Genomic DNA, 12,566 nt, shown 5'->3' on the forward strand with positions numbered 1-12,566 from the left:
GGTGCGCCTCAGTGAATTTCGGGGTCCGGGATCGGTTCCGTTCCCATCAGGAAATCGAAATCGCAGCCTTTATCGGCCTGTTGTATGTGGGCCATGACGAGCTTCCCATAGCCACGCGGGAATCGCTCGGCCGGCCTCGTCCAGTTCTTGCGCCGCTCGGCCAATGCTTCGTCCGGCAACAGGACCTCCAAGGTCTTCGCGTGCGCATCGAGCCTGATGGTGTCGCCGGTCTGTATCAGCGCCAGCGGCCCTCCCACCCAGCTTTCGGGCGCGACGTGCAATACACAGGTGCCGTAGCTGGTGCCGGACATGCGCGCATCCGATATGCGGACCATGTCCCGTATGCCCTGTTTCAACAGTTTGCGGGGAATGGGCATCATGCCCCACTCGGGCATGCCCGGGCCGCCGAGCGGGCCGGCGTTGCGCAGGACGAGAACGGAGTCGCCGTCGACGTCCAGATCGTCGCGATCGATGAGGTCCATCATGTGGTCGTAGCTGTCGAACACGACGGCGCGGCCGGTATGCTGAAGGAAGCGCTGGTCCATGGCGCCGGTCTTGAGCACCGCGCCATCGGGCGCCAGGTTCCCGCGCAGCACCACCAGGCCGCCGTCCGCTTTCACGGGATTGTCGCGGCGGCGGATCACGTCGTCATTCCAGATCTTCGCGTGGGAGATGTTCTCGCCCAGCGTCTTGCCATTGCAGTTCAATGCATCCAGGTGCAGCAGGTCTTGTATTTCCCGCAGCAAGGCCGGCAGCCCCCCGGCATAGTGGAAGTCTTCCATCAAGTATTTGTCCCCGACCGGACGGATGTTCGCCAGGACCGGCGTGCGAGCGCTGATCGCGTTGAAATCATCCAGGCCGAGGTTCACGCCCGCGCGGCCCGCCATGGCGACGAGATGGATGACGGCGTTGGTCGACCCGCCGTTGGTCATCAGCGTGGTCGCGGCGTTGTGGAATGCCTCGGGCGTGAGGATGTCCCGTATCTTGAGGTCTTCCCATACCATTTCCACGATGCGCTTGCCGCACTGGGCGGCCATGCGGCCGTGCCCCGAGTCGGGCGCCGGAATGGAGCTCGCCCCCGCGAGCGAAACACCCAGCGCTTCACAGATCGCCGCCATGGTGGACGCGGTTCCCATGGTCATGCAGGTGCCGGGAGACCGGGCGATGCTGGCTTCCACCTCCCGGTGTTCTTCTTCGGTGATGTTCCCCATGCGCCGCTCGTCCCAGTACTTCCATTGGTCCGACCCGGATCCCAAGGTCTGCCCTCTCCAGCGCGCCGTCAGCATCGGGCCGGCGGGCAGAAAAATCGTCGGCAGGTTCATGCTGGTCGCTCCCATGACCAGCGCGGGCGTCGTCTTGTCGCAACCGCCGAGCAGCACGACGCCGTCGATGGGATACGACCGCAGCAGCTCTTCGGTCTCCATCGCCAGCAGGTTGCGGTACATCATGGTCGTGGGCTTCTGTATCGTCTCGGCCAGCGTGATCGCCGGCAGTTCGACGGGAAAGCCCCCCGCCTGCCATACGCCTCTTTTCACGTTGTCGGCGCGCGCCCTCAGGTGCGTATGGCAGGGATTGATCTCCGACCACGTATTGACGATGCCGATCACCGGCTTGCCGACGAAATCCTCGCGGTCGAGCTCCATCTGCATGGTGCGCGACCGATGGCCGAATGCCCTGAGGTCTTGCGCGCCGTACCACCTGTGGCTGCGCAAGGTCTCCGGGGTTTTCTTGCGTTTCTTGATGTCGTTCATGATCAGAGCTTGATGTTCAGTTTCTTGATGATGTCGCCCCACTTCCTCTCGTCGTGACGCAGATTGTCCGTCACTTCCTGGGGTTTGGAGACATGCAGGCGTACGCCGAGGGCATCCGTTTTCTGGCGCAGCTGCGGATCATTGCCCAGCTCCTGCAGTGCGAGCGACAGCTTCGACTGGATGTCCGCGGGCAGGTTCTTGGGCGCCACCAGCGCCATCCAGAAGACGGCTTCGAAATCCTTCAAGCCGGCGGCTTCGTTCATGGTGGGCACGTCCGGCAGCATGGCCAAGCGTTCCGAAGTGGTCACGGCAAGGCCTTTGGTCCTGCCGGCGGCCATCATCGGGGCGGCCTCGTTCGCGGCGGAGAACATCATCTGGATCTGCCCGCCCACCAAGTCCTTGGCCGCGGGCGAGCCGCCTTTGTAATGGGCGACGATCATGTCCAGCCCGAACTCATTGATGAAGTATTCGGCGGCCAGATGGTTGATGGAGCCGACCCCCGACGTCCCGATCGCGAACTTCCCGGGACGCGCCTTGATGAGGTCGATCAACTCCTTCACGTTGCTCACCCCGAGGTCTTTGTTCACTTGAAGGACGAAGGGCGAGTACAGCAGCATGGATATCGGCGTGAAGTCTTCATACGGCTTGTAGCCGACCTCGGGCTGCAGGATGGGATTCAGCACCAGCGATACCGGCGCCGCGTACAAGGTGTAGCCGTCCGCCTTCTGATGCACCATCCAGTTGCTGGCCACCGTCGATGCGGCTCCCGGGCGATTCTCGACGATGATGTTGCCGTTGAGCTTCTTCGAAAGCGCTTCGGCGATCGTCCTGGCGGATACGTCGCTCATGCCGCCCGCCGGATACGGCATGATGAGCTTGATCGGCTCCGCAGGGTAATTACTGGCCGCGGCCGTCGCCGTAGCCGTGACGCCGGCCAGGCCGAGCATGGCGGCGCCCAAGGTCAGCAATGCGCGCGAAAAAAGGTTTTTCTTCATGGTGTCGTCTCTCCAATAAATGCCTATTGAATTAGGCTAAGTTCCACCGGTGTACAAGTTTCCGGTCAATGAATGTCGTCGGCTTCCTTCATGGCCCTCTTCAGGTCTTCCACCGAGAAGCCCGGGCGCTTTGCGGCCTCTATCAGGGGCCGTTCCTTGGCCGTGATGACTTCTATGCCATGCGGCAACGTTGCCAGCCCTTCGGGCGGAATGACCACGGCTCCGTGCCTGTCGGCGTGAATCAGGTCGCCGTCTTCGATGGTCAGGCCGTGAATTTGGACGGGCTGGCCGATCGTGACGATTTGCGCGTAGCCATGGCTGGGCGAAATGGTCGCGGCCAGAATCTGAAAACCTTCCGCCAGCATGCCGAAGTCGCGCATGGCGCCGTTCGTCAGCACTCCGGCGACCCCGAGGCCCTTCAGGACGTTGCTGTGCACTTCCCCCCAGAAAGCGCCCAGTCCAGGCTCGTCGTCGATGTCCTCCATCACGCAGAACGTGGGGACGCCCTTGCCTTCCAGGTGCTCGTACCAGGCGATGCGTCTGGCCTTTATGGCGTCCAGCGGTTCGGTATAGGGATGGGCGGTGCGCAGCGTGGCCGTGCGCGCGAAACCCATCACGGGCTTCATGCCGGGATGCGCCGCATGAAACGCCCCCCGGGTGAAACCCTTGTTCGTGCGGGTGCCGGTGGCGACCTCGAGCGCGTTGCATATGGTCGGCGTATCCACCGAAGTAAGCACTTCAATCAGCTCCGGCGTCAGCAGCGCGGGATCGATTTTCTTTGACATACAGGACTCTCTCGTAAGGTTCAGTTTGTTGATTCGTACTGCCCGCCTCGATGGCCTCAGGCGGCCGTCCATCCCCCGTCGATCATGATTGCCGAGCCGGTAATCATTGCGGACGCATCGCCGGCAAGGAAAACGACGGCGCCCATGATGTCTTCAAGGCGGCCCATCCTGCCCAGCGCGATCTTGGACTCGACGAACTCCTTGAAAGAAGGATCATTCAGCATGTCCTTGGTCATTTCGGTTTCTATGAACGTCGGGCAGATCGTATTGACGCGAATGGACGCCGGCCCCAGCTCCAGGGCCAGCGCCTTTGAAAAGCCCTCGATGGCGTGCTTGGTCGCGCAATAGACCGTACGCTTCGGCCCACCGACATGCCCCATCTGCGAAGACACATTGATGATGCTGCCGCGCAGGCTGTTCTCCCGCATCAGGCGGACCGCCTCGCGCGTCACATAGAATGCCGCCTTGACGTTGAGATCGATGACGTCATCCAGATCGGCGTCCGCGACATCCGAAATCAGGGCCGGCCGGTTGGTCCCCGCGTTGTTCACGACAACGTGGAACGGGCCATGCTCGGCCATGCCCCGCCTGACCGCGGACGAGTCGGTAACGTCGACCGTCCAGAGCGTTACCTGGGCGCCGGGCTGATCCGCCTCTATCCGCTGCCTGGCGGCCTTCAAGTCGTTTTCGGTTCTGGCGGCCAGCACCACTTGGGCTCCCGCCTGCGCCAGCGCGGCCGCGGCGGCCAGGCCGATTCCGCGGCTGCCCCCCGTGACCAGGGCTCTTCTCCCATCCAGACGGAAACTCGGTGTTCGCATGGCGTTCCCCTTTTCAGTTTGCGGGCATTGCTCAGGCCGCTTTCGGAGGGACGGGCTCATACCACGGCACGTCGGCCCGGTCGCCATACCGGCGGACGCGCAGATTGGCCTGCTCGGCGTGCCCCGCGAAGTTCTCCATGTGGCACAGCCGCGAACCATATTCTCCGATGAGCGCCGATGCCTCGTCGCTGGTGACTTTCTGATAGGTGCACGTCTTGATGAACTTGCCGACCCACAGCCCGCCCGTGTAGCGCGCCGCGCGCTTGGTGGGAAGCGTGTGGTTCGTGCCGATCACCTTGTCCCCGAAAGACACGTTGGTGCGGGGCCCCAGGAACAAAGCGCCGTAGTTGGTCAAATGCTTGAGGAAGAAGTCGGGGTCTTTCGTCAGGACTTGCACGTGCTCGTAGGCGAGATCGTCCGCCACCTCGATCATTTCTTCGTCGGTATCGCAAAGTATGACCTGGCCATAATCCGCCCATGAAATGCGCGCGACATCCGCGGTGGGCAGGATGCGCAGCTGCCGGTCGATTTCCGCCAGCGTCTCGCGCGCAAGGGTTTCGTCCGTGGTCAGCAGGATGGCGGGCGAAGTGGGGCCGTGCTCGGCCTGCCCCAGCAGGTCCACCGCGCACATCTCGGCATCGGCCGTGCTGTCCGCGATCACCAGGGTCTCGGTCGGCCCCGCGAACAGATCGATGCCGACCCGCCCGAACAGCTGGCGCTTGGCCTCCGCCACATACATGTTGCCGGGGCCGACCAGCATGTCGACCGCGGCGATGCTGCCGGTTCCAAGCGCCATCGCGCCAATCGCCTGAACGCCGCCCAGCACGAGAATTTCATCCGCGCCGGCAAAATGCATGGCGGCGACAATGGCCGGATGAGGCGCCCCCTGGAAAGGCGGCGCGGTGGACACGACGCGCCGGACGCCCGCGACCTTGGCGGTGAGCACGCTCATGTGGGCGGAGGCGATCATCGGGTATTTGCCGCCGGGTATGTAGCATCCCACCGCGTTGACCGGTATGTGCTTATGCCCGAGCACCACCCCGGGCATGGTTTCCACCTCGACGTCCTTCATCGATGCGCGCTGTATCGTCGCGAACCCGCCGATCTGCTTCTGGGCAAACTTGATGTCTTCGATCTGCAAAGGCGACAGCTGTTTCACCGCTGCTTCGATCTCCGCCTGCCCCAGATGAAAGTCCCGCGGCGCCCAGTTGTCGAACTTCTTCGACAAGTCGCGCACGGCGTCATCGCCCCGCTTTTCTATGTCTGCGAGTATCGTTTCAACTATGGCCCGAACCTTTGCATCACTTTCGGCGATCGCCTGGTCGTCCTTGCCTTTCTTCAAATATCTGACGGTCATTTCATATTCCTGATAATTTTTGCAAGCGGTTGCAAAATTGACTGCAAAAGTCCAAATGAAGCAGCCTTCGGAGGCACTATAAACCTCATTGCAAGCGATTGCAAATATTTTTTTGTGTCCCCGCCGCACGTTCGCCCGCCTGCGCGCGGGCCATCCTGGGCAAGGCCGCCAAGGCAAGCCGTATAAAATCCCGGTGATCCCGTCAACAGGCGTCACGGCGCAGGTGGCCGGCGCCCTCATCAACCTTCGATAGTGTTGCCCACATGAAACTAAAAGGAAAAGTCGCGATCATCACCGGCGCAGGCCAAGGCATCGGGGAAGCGACAGCGCTCAAATTCGCGCGTGAAGGCGCCGCCCTGGTCATATGCGACATGAACGACGCCTCGGTCGCAAAGACCGTCGCCTCATGCAAGGAACTGGGCGCGGAAGCGATCGGGTTCTCGCTCAACGTCACCGACCGGGACGCGCTGGACTCGATGGTCGAAGACGTGGTGCGGCGGCTCGGCAGGATAGACGTCCTGGTCAACAACGCCGGCATCACGCGCGACGCCCGTGTCGAGAAAATGAGCGTCGACGAATTCGATGCGGTGATAGACGTCAACCTGAAAGGCGTCTTCAACGTGACGCAGTCCGTCCTTCCCACCATGGTGGCGCAACGCAGCGGCGTGATCCTCAACGCAAGCTCGGTCGTCGGCATCTATGGCAATTTCGGCCAGACGAACTACGCCGCCGCCAAGTTCGGCGTGATCGGCTTCACCAAGACCTGGGCCCGCGAGCTCGGCCCCAAGGGCATCCGCGTCAATGCCGTGGCGCCCGGCTTCATCGAAACCTCCATGCTTTCCAGCGTGCCCGACAACGTGCTGACCCGGATGTGCGAACAAGTGCCGCTGAAGCGGCTCGGCAGGCCCGAAGAGATCGCCAACGTGTACGCCTTCCTTGCCAGCGACGACGCCAGCTACGTCAACGGCACGGTGATCGAGGCCAGCGGCGGCCTGACGCTCTAGCCTGGCGGCCGGCTGGACGGGGCGGGCGCCTGCTAGGCGGTCAGGGCCTGCATGACGCGGTACAGGTCCGCCTTCCCCTCGAAGCCTATGCCGGGCAATTCGGGCATGGCGATGTAGCTGTCCTCCACTTTCACGCCATCGGGAAAACCGCCAGCTTGCCGTGGTCCCGTCCGGGATAGTAGTAGCCGCCGGCGGCGTAGACGAAAACCTTTTTTATTGGGCCGGCCATCGCCATAGCGTTCGGCCAACAGCCGGGCGAGGCCGGGCCCGCTTCCAGCACGCGCGGAATGATGCGGCCGCGCATCAGCGCGCCCTGCCCATAGCGCCCGTTGGAGTTGAACCCGGAGCCGATGACGGGCTTGCCGCCGCGAATGACGCCGGTGCCGATGCGCCAAGCCGTTCGAACGTCAGGCCCGCCACATTCTTCAGCCACGGATGCGTCTGCCAATGCCTTGCGGCGAACGCTTCTATCGCCTCGCGGTGCGCCAGGGAAGCGCCGATCAGGTCCTGGCCCTGGATGAACATGCCGCGATGGCGCGGAGACAGATCGAAGGCGATTTCCCGTTTGCCGCTGCGCACCCGCATCGTTTTCAAGTCTATCGCGATATGGCCGCGCTCCGGAACCGACACGTCGTCCATGAGCGCCCGGACGTCCGGTTCGGAAGCCATCACCAGCAACAGCCGGTTGTTCATGGCGTTGGAATAGAAGATTTCACCGAAGCTTGGGGCGATGATGGCTCGTATGCCGAACTGCTGCAGGCCCCACACGGCATGTTCCCGGCTGGAGCCGCAGCCGAAGTTGGGCCCCGCCAGCAGGATGCGAGTCCGCGCATAGTCCGGGCGGTTCAGGATGAAGGTCTCGCGCGGCCTGCCCGCCTCATCGAAGCGCATGTCATACAGCAGGCCCTTGTCCAGCCCGGCCTTGTCGATGCCCCGCAGAAACTGCTTCGGCATGATCTGGTCGGTGTCGAGATTGGCCAGGGGAATCGACGCCGCCAGGCCTTCGATAACTTGGTGCTTGTCGTGCATCATTGCGCTCCCGCTTGCGTGCCCGCCAGGTATCGCCTGACGTCGGTGATTCGACCCGTGACGGCGGCGGCCGCGGCCATCGCCGGGCTCATGAGGTGGGTGATGGCACCCCTGCCCTGCCGCCCCTCGAAGTTGCGGTTCGTCGTCGATGCGCAGCGCTGGCCAGGCTGGAGGACGTCGTCGTTCATCGCCAGGCACATCGAGCATCCGGGCTTGCGCCATTCGAAGCCCGCCTCGATGAGCACGCCGTCCAGGCCTTCACGCTCGGCCTGGCGCCTGACCGCGCCGGAACCCGGCACGACCATGGCCCTGACCCCCTCGGCCACCTTGCGGCCACGCACGATGCCGGCAACCGCCCGCAGGTCCTCGATGCGGCCGTTGGTACAGGAGCCGATGAACACGTGCTGGATGGGTAGCCCCAGCAGGGTGTCGCCGCTGCTCAGGCCGACATAGCGCAATGCGCGCTGCATCGAGGCGTCGGGCCTGCCCGCGGCATCGGCGGGGATGTCGGGTATCGTGCCGTCCACTGGAATCGCCTGGTCGGGGCTGGTGCCCCAGGTGACGTACGGCGCCGCCTGGCCGGCGTCGAAATAATGCTCCACGTCGAACACCGCGCCTTCGTCGCTCCGCAGCCCACGCCAGTGAGCGACCGCGCGCTCGCGCGTGTGCCCCTCGATGTCAGCCGCGCGCTCCAGCACATAGTCGATGGCCAGGCTGTCGGGGGCGATCAGCGCGCCGCGGGCGCCGGCTTCCACCGCCATGTTGCACAGGGTGAAACGCGCCTCCACCGACAGCGCGGCGATGGCGGACCCGCGGAACTCCACCACATAGCCGCGCGCGCCCTGGGCGCCGATGCGGCGAATGATCATCAGGATGAGGTCCTTGGCGGTCGTGCCCGGCGGCAATTCCCCATCGACGCTGATCCGCATGTCGCGGGCGACACGGTAGACGAGCGTTTGCGTCGCCAGCACGTGTTCGACCTCCGAGGTGCCGATGCCGAAGCCCAGCGCCCCCAGGGCGCCATAGGTGGTGGTGTGGCTGTCGCCGCAGATCACCACCATGCCGGGCCGTATCATCCCATGCTCCGGCGCCACCACGTGCTCGATACCCTGCAGCGCGTCGTTGGTGTCGAACAGCGGAATGCCGTGCCGCAGACAGTTCCGCTTGAGGTTGCTTGCCTGCAGCGCCGAGGCCGGGTCGGCGATGACGCGCAAGGCTTCGGGCCGGGTGGGAATGATATGGCTGACGACGGCCACATTCTGGCCGGGCAGGGGTACGCCCCGGTCCTGCTCATGCAGTCCGGCGAAGGCTTGCGGGCTTGTGTACTCGTTCATCAAATGCAAGTCCGCAAAAAGCAGGACATTCTCGTCGTCCAGCCGTGTCACGGTATGCGACTCGACGAGCTTCTGGTATAGCGTGCGGAGGCTCATCCTGTAGTCATCCCAATCAAGTTGCTTCATCCGGCGGGATCAGTTGGCCTTGATGCCCGCCGCCGAGATCACTGTGTTCCATTTCTTCATGTCGCCTGCGAGCAGCTTCCGCGCCTGCTCTATCGAGGAAGGCGCCGGGTCGTAGCCTTCGCGCGTCATCCTTTCCTTGAGCGCAGGGGAATCGAGCGTCTGGTTCAGGGTGGCGTTCAGCTTTTCGAGCACGGGCGCCGGCGTTCCAGCCGGCGCGAACACCATGAACCATGTCTCAAAGCTGTAGCCGGGCAGGCCCGCCTCGCCGATCGTGGGCACGTCCGGCATCAGGGCGGAACGCTTGGGGCCGGTCACGCCCAGGGCGCGCAGCTTGCCGCCCTGCACCTGCGGCAAGGCGGCCGACAGCACGGGAAAGGACATTTGCACGTGCCCGCCAATGGTGTCCAGCATGGCCGGCCCGCCGCCCCGGTACGGAATGTGCATGATGTCGGTCTTCGAGACCGACTTGAACAGCTCGGCAGCCATGTGGAAGGTGCTGCCGCTGCCGGCCGAGCCGTAGAGCAGCTGGCCCGGCGCAGCCTTCGCGGCGGCGATGAGCTCGGCCACCGACCGGGCCTTCAGGTCGTTATTGACCACCAGCACGTGCTGGGAAGTGGCCACCATGCCGATGGGCGCCAAGTCCTTCAGTGTGTCGTAGGGCATGTTGTCGTATAGCGAAGGATTGATCGCCAGCGACACCGTCTGCAGGCCGATGGTGTAGCCGTCGTTCTTGGCCTTCGAGACGATGTCCACGCCGATGTTTCCGCCGGCGCCCGAGCGGTTTTCGATCACGATGGGCTGGCCCAGCGCCTTGCCCCAGTCGTCGGCGATCAGGCGCGCGGCGATGTCGGCGCTTCCGCCGGGCGCGTAGGGCACCACCAGCTTGACGGGCCGTTCCGGGTAGGATTGCGCGGCCGCCAGGATGGGCAGCGCAAGCAGCGCACAGCAGGCCAAGCGGCGCACGAAAGGAAGCTTGTACATGAATGTCTCCCGATGAATTGTTGTATGAGGGGGAAGCCTTGGGCTCCCATGCCGGTCAGGAAAACCGGCAAGACCAATGCTAATATGTCCTGAGTTCAGCATAATGTCGATTCTTCTAATACATTATTTCTTTGTACGACATAATAAAATCGCAGCTCGCCATGGACGCCATCTCCGATCTTCGCTTTTTCGTCACGCTGGCCAAGCACGCCGCGCTGTCCCGCGCGGCCCAGGAATTCGGCGTTACGCCGCCCACGGTAAGCAAGCGCCTCGCCGGCCTGGAACAGCGGCTCGGCGTGCGGCTGATGAATCGCACGACACGGCGCATCAGCCTGACGCTCGAAGGGGAAGCCTATCTCGCCCAGGGGGAAAGACTGCTCGAGGAAATCGACGCGCTCGAACAGACCGTGGCCGGCGGCAGGGCGGCGCCGCGCGGCTTGCTGAGGGTGCATGCCACACTGGGATTCGGGCGGCGGCACATCGCGCCCGCCGTTTCGCGCTTCCTGCAGCGCTATCCCGACATCGACGTACAGCTGCACCTGAGCCATACGCCGGCGAACCTCGTGGACTCCGGCTTCGACGCGATCATCCGCTTTGGCGACGCCCCCGACTCGCGCCTGACCGCCCGCACGCTCGCCATCAACCGACGGCTGCTGTGCGCATCGCCCGCCTATCTCGCCAGGGCGGGCGAGCCGGCCGCGCCCGCCGACCTGCAAGCGCACCAGTGCATCGTCATCCGGGAAAGCGACGAAACCTACGGCGCCTGGCATCTGTCGCGGCACAACCGCGTGCAGACGGTCAAGGTGGCGGGCCGAGCCAGCAGCAACGATGGAGAAGCCGCGGTGGAATGGGCGCTCGATGGGCTGGGCATCCTCATGCGCTCGGAATGGGACATCGCCCGCTACCTGAACTCGGGCAGGCTGCGGCAGGTCCTGCCGGAGTGGTCCCTGCCGTCAGCCAACGTGGTGGCGGTCTACCCCCGGCGGCAGCATGTGTCGGCGCGCACGCGCGCCTTCCTGGACTTCCTCATGGACTGGTTCGCCGACCAGCGCAAGCCGACCAGCGACTCCCACAGCCGCTGGTAGCATCCACGCTGGCGCAGCCCCCGAGCTGGAGACCTGGGCCCTGAATTTCATCGATGCCGATTCCATCGAACAGGTATTTTCTTCATGATCCCAGGCCGGCGCCGCGGACTCTAAAGCTCCGTCAGCCCCCGGCTCGCCCCGTCGTCGGGCGGCGGCCCGCCCGCCCAGCGCCGTACGATGCGCTGAAAGATCAGTGCGTTGGGAATCTGCAGCAGCGCGCCGCCCTGCCCGGGCTGGCTGTCCTGCAAGGTCACGTAAAGCAGGCTGATCGCGATCACCTCGCCTTTCGCGCCGGGTTTTTCAGCCGTATCCAGAATCTCGACGTAGTCGCCCACCCGCAAAGGCCGGGCCGTGAAGATCAGCAGCGCGCAAAAAATGTTGGACAGCACGCTCCAGGCGGCAAAGAAAGCCACCGCCGCGACCGCGGCGAAACTGGTGAAGGCCGTCCAGAGCACCGTGCCGGATACGCCTATCCTGCCCATGATCAGCATGGCCGCGGCTATCGTGATGATCCACCGCGTCAGCCACATCGAAGAACTGGTGAGGTGCCTGGGCAAGTCGTAGACGGCGCCGGCCTTCAGGATCAGCTTGCGCAGCGTGCGCTGCAGCAGCCAGGCGCCGGCGGCGATCAATAGCACTTGCGCCGCGAGCAAGCCCGGGCCCGACCATGCGTACAGCCAGACAGGAAGAGAAGAATGAAAGTCCACGGTCACACGGGAAAATGAATTCCGCCGATTTTACCGAAGTCGCGGGGATCGTGGCCCGCAATGCCGCCGCGGGGGCCCGTCAACGCAAAAAGACGGGCGGCACCGGCCCTAGCGAGCCTCTGCCAGCAATTCGTCGCGGAGCTGGGCCAGTGTTGCGCAAAACATCGCCGCCGGCAGCGAGGTCACGGCGGGCTCGGGCCCATGCCCGGTATCGTGAACCAGCGTCATTCCCTTTGTGGACATCAGCACCGTGCGCAAGCCCAGGGATTGCGTGATGCGCGCGCGGACGGCCCGCGCGACCAGCCGATGATGCTCAATGGAGCCGAATGGAATCGACTGCCCCGACCAGTACACGGCGCTACGGCCCGCCTGCTCGCCGGCCCGTTTCGCATCCCAGGCGCTGGAATGAAAGGCCTGCGCTCTGCGGGGATCGTCTTCGGGGAACTTGATGCCCTGGATGAAGCCTTCCACCGAAGCCAGCAGTGTGTCGTCCAGGACGAAAGGCGAAAGCGTGAAGTTCGAAAGCGCCACGCCGCGCCAGTCGGTCGACGTGTAGGCTACGTTCAAGCTGCTGGGGGTCGCCGGCATGGCATC

12 protein-coding genes and 2 pseudogenes are annotated in these 12,566 nt (G+C 64.1%); 2 read left to right on the forward strand and 12 right to left on the reverse strand.

The genetic code is table 11. The features are described from left to right. Window positions 1-8 precede the first annotated feature (8 nt). The 5 genes from araD to hisD all read right to left on the reverse strand — a co-directional run bounded on the left by araD (window position 9) and on the right by hisD (window position 5,706). Window positions 9-1,751: an L-arabinonate dehydratase gene (araD, locus tag H0A72_RS00745; RefSeq protein ID WP_180152906.1), complete on the reverse strand. Its 1,743-nt coding sequence runs from the start codon at window positions 1,749-1,751 to the stop codon at window positions 9-11. 2 nt (window positions 1,752-1,753) lie between these two features. Next, window positions 1,754-2,746 (reverse strand): Bug family tripartite tricarboxylate transporter substrate binding protein, encoded by a 993-nt coding sequence (locus tag H0A72_RS00750; RefSeq protein ID WP_180152908.1) that lies wholly within the window; start codon window positions 2,744-2,746, stop codon window positions 1,754-1,756. Between the two features lie 65 nt (window positions 2,747-2,811). Beyond that, window positions 2,812-3,531, reverse strand: a complete 720-nt coding sequence (locus H0A72_RS00755; protein ID WP_180152910.1) for an RraA family protein — start codon at window positions 3,529-3,531, stop codon at window positions 2,812-2,814. 56 nt (window positions 3,532-3,587) lie between these two features. Continuing rightward, entirely contained in the window at window positions 3,588-4,349 is a 762-nt protein-coding gene (locus H0A72_RS00760; RefSeq protein WP_180152912.1) for an SDR family NAD(P)-dependent oxidoreductase, read from the reverse strand. A 31-nt stretch (window positions 4,350-4,380) separates the two neighbouring features. Next, complete coding sequence (hisD, locus tag H0A72_RS00765) at window positions 4,381-5,706, reverse strand: histidinol dehydrogenase (RefSeq protein WP_180152913.1); 1,326 nt, start codon at window positions 5,704-5,706, stop codon at window positions 4,381-4,383. Between the two features lie 263 nt (window positions 5,707-5,969). On the opposite strand from hisD, the gene fabG reads away from it, so the two are divergent. After that, window positions 5,970-6,710, forward strand: coding sequence for a 3-oxoacyl-ACP reductase FabG (gene fabG, locus H0A72_RS00770; RefSeq protein WP_180152915.1), 741 nt, complete (start codon window positions 5,970-5,972; stop codon window positions 6,708-6,710). A 32-nt stretch (window positions 6,711-6,742) separates the two neighbouring features. Here the strand turns inward: fabG and H0A72_RS22485 are convergent. From H0A72_RS22485 to H0A72_RS00795, 5 genes and pseudogenes are all read right to left on the reverse strand, one after another. Further along, a pseudogene (locus H0A72_RS22485) lies at window positions 6,743-6,862 on the reverse strand (mandelate racemase); the annotation flags it as partial. Beyond that, a pseudogene (locus tag H0A72_RS22300) lies at window positions 6,862-7,098 on the reverse strand (mandelate racemase); the annotation flags it as partial. The pseudogenes H0A72_RS22485 and H0A72_RS22300, both read right to left, overlap by 1 nt. Then, entirely contained in the window at window positions 7,014-7,739 is a 726-nt protein-coding gene (gene leuD / locus H0A72_RS00785) for a 3-isopropylmalate dehydratase small subunit (protein ID WP_180153512.1), read from the reverse strand. The gene leuD and the pseudogene H0A72_RS22300, both read right to left, overlap by 85 nt. Beyond that, complete coding sequence (gene leuC, locus H0A72_RS00790; RefSeq protein WP_180152917.1) at window positions 7,739-9,169, reverse strand: 3-isopropylmalate dehydratase large subunit; 1,431 nt, start codon at window positions 9,167-9,169, stop codon at window positions 7,739-7,741. Before leuC ends, leuD begins: the two co-directional genes overlap by 1 nt. Window positions 9,170-9,208: 39 nt before the next feature. Beyond that, window positions 9,209-10,180, reverse strand: coding sequence for a tripartite tricarboxylate transporter substrate binding protein (locus H0A72_RS00795; protein WP_180152919.1), 972 nt, complete (start codon window positions 10,178-10,180; stop codon window positions 9,209-9,211). 161 nt (window positions 10,181-10,341) lie between these two features. Here H0A72_RS00795 and H0A72_RS00800 point away from each other — a divergent pair, with 161 nt between their 5' ends. Continuing rightward, a complete protein-coding gene (locus H0A72_RS00800) occupies window positions 10,342-11,265 on the forward strand; it encodes a LysR family transcriptional regulator (RefSeq protein WP_180152921.1) in 924 nt (307 codons plus the stop codon). A 110-nt stretch (window positions 11,266-11,375) separates the two neighbouring features. Here the strand turns inward: H0A72_RS00800 and H0A72_RS00805 are convergent, their stop codons facing one another. Together H0A72_RS00805 and H0A72_RS00810 are read right to left on the reverse strand one after the other, a co-directional pair. Then, window positions 11,376-11,978 carry a mechanosensitive ion channel domain-containing protein gene (locus H0A72_RS00805; RefSeq protein ID WP_343060211.1) on the reverse strand — a complete coding sequence of 201 codons (603 nt, stop codon included), beginning with the start codon at window positions 11,976-11,978 and terminating at the stop codon, window positions 11,376-11,378. A 102-nt stretch (window positions 11,979-12,080) separates the two neighbouring features. Further along, on the reverse strand, window positions 12,081-12,560 hold the full coding sequence (locus H0A72_RS00810; protein ID WP_180152923.1) for an NADAR family protein: 480 nt from the start codon (window positions 12,558-12,560) through the stop codon (window positions 12,081-12,083). Window positions 12,561-12,566 lie beyond the last annotated feature (6 nt).

The sequence above is a fragment of the Parapusillimonas granuli genome (assembly GCF_013416525.1).
In the GTDB taxonomy this organism is placed as follows: Bacteria; Pseudomonadota; Gammaproteobacteria; order Burkholderiales; family Burkholderiaceae_B; genus Parapusillimonas; species Parapusillimonas granuli.

Bases quoted from the DNA above. Each gene is read 5' to 3' on its own strand.
- H0A72_RS00810 (WP_180152923.1), bottom strand. From the start codon at position 12,560: ATGCCGGCGACCCCCAGCAGCTTGAACGTAGCCTACACGTCGACCGAC.
- leuC (WP_180152917.1), bottom strand. From the start codon at position 9,169: ATGAGCCTCCGCACGCTATACCAGAAGCTCGTCGAGTCGCATACCGTG.
- H0A72_RS00755 (WP_180152910.1), bottom strand. From the start codon at position 3,531: ATGTCAAAGAAAATCGATCCCGCGCTGCTGACGCCGGAGCTGATTGAA.
- H0A72_RS00750 (WP_180152908.1), bottom strand. From the start codon at position 2,746: ATGAAGAAAAACCTTTTTTCGCGCGCATTGCTGACCTTGGGCGCCGCC.
- hisD (WP_180152913.1), bottom strand. From the start codon at position 5,706: ATGACCGTCAGATATTTGAAGAAAGGCAAGGACGACCAGGCGATCGCC.
- araD (WP_180152906.1), bottom strand. From the start codon at position 1,751: ATGAACGACATCAAGAAACGCAAGAAAACCCCGGAGACCTTGCGCAGC.
- fabG (WP_180152915.1), top strand. From the start codon at position 5,970: ATGAAACTAAAAGGAAAAGTCGCGATCATCACCGGCGCAGGCCAAGGC.
- H0A72_RS00760 (WP_180152912.1), bottom strand. From the start codon at position 4,349: ATGCGAACACCGAGTTTCCGTCTGGATGGGAGAAGAGCCCTGGTCACG.
- H0A72_RS00800 (WP_180152921.1), top strand. From the start codon at position 10,342: ATGGACGCCATCTCCGATCTTCGCTTTTTCGTCACGCTGGCCAAGCAC.
- H0A72_RS00795 (WP_180152919.1), bottom strand. From the start codon at position 10,180: ATGTACAAGCTTCCTTTCGTGCGCCGCTTGGCCTGCTGTGCGCTGCTT.
- leuD (WP_180153512.1), bottom strand. From the start codon at position 7,739: ATGCACGACAAGCACCAAGTTATCGAAGGCCTGGCGGCGTCGATTCCC.